The organism is Gilliamella sp. Gris3-2, from assembly GCF_001690345.1.
In the GTDB taxonomy this organism is placed as follows: Bacteria; Pseudomonadota; Gammaproteobacteria; order Enterobacterales; family Orbaceae; genus Gilliamella; species Gilliamella bombi.
The window spans coordinates 1-982 of record NZ_LZHB01000050.1 but is presented as its reverse complement, the minus strand read 5'-3'; the positions used below and the strand labels follow the sequence as shown (position 1 = coordinate 982).

The window sequence follows — 982 nt, the reverse complement described above, 5'->3', positions numbered from 1 at the left end:
TCCAATCCGGACTTAGACGTACTTTGTGAGGTCCGCTTACTCTCGCGAGGTCGCCTCCCTTTGTATACGCCATTGTAGCACGTGTGTAGCCCTGGTCGTAAGGGCCATGATGACTTGACGTCGTCCCCACCTTCCTCCGCTTTATCAACGGCAGTCTCCTTTGAGTTCCCGACCTAATCGATGGCAACAAAGGATAAGGGTTGCGCTCGTTGCGGGACTTAACCCAACATTTCACAACACGAGCTGACGACAGCCATGCAGCACCTGTCTCACAGTTCCCGAAGGCACTCTCGTATCTCTACAAGATTCTGTGGATGTCAAGACCAGGTAAGGTTCTTCGCGTTGCATCGAATTAAACCACATGCTCCACCGCTTGTGCGGGCCCCCGTCAATTCATTTGAGTTTTAACCTTGCGGCCGTACTCCCCAGGCGGTCGATTTATCGCGTTAGCTTCGGAGCCCATCACTCTAGGCAACAAACTCCAAATCGACATCGTTTACAGCGTGGACTACCAGGGTATCTAATCCTGTTTGCTCCCCACGCTTTCGCATCTCAGCGTCAGTATCTGTCCAGAAGGCCGCCTTCGCCACCGGTATTCCTCCACATCTCTACGCATTTCACCGCTACACGTGGAATTCTACCTTCCTCTACAATACTCTAGTTAACCAGTTTTAAGTGCAATTCCTAGGTTGAGCCCAGGGCTTTCACACCTAACTTAATTATCCGCCTACATGCCCTTTACGCCCAGTCATTCCGATTAACGCTCGCACCCTCCGTATTACCGCGGCTGCTGGCACGGAGTTAGCCGGTGCTTCTTCTGTGATTAACGTCAATTAATAAACCTATTAGATTCATTACCTTCCTCATCACCGAAAGTACTTTACAACCCGAAGGCCTTCTTCATACACGCGGCATGGCTGCATCAGGGTTCCCCCCATTGTGCAATATTCCCCACTGCTGCCTCCCGTAGGAGTCTGGACCG

General features: G+C 51.5%; 1 rRNA gene. It reads right to left on the bottom strand.

The features are described from left to right. Positions 1-982 (bottom strand): 16S ribosomal RNA (locus tag A9G32_RS07285); the annotation flags it as partial.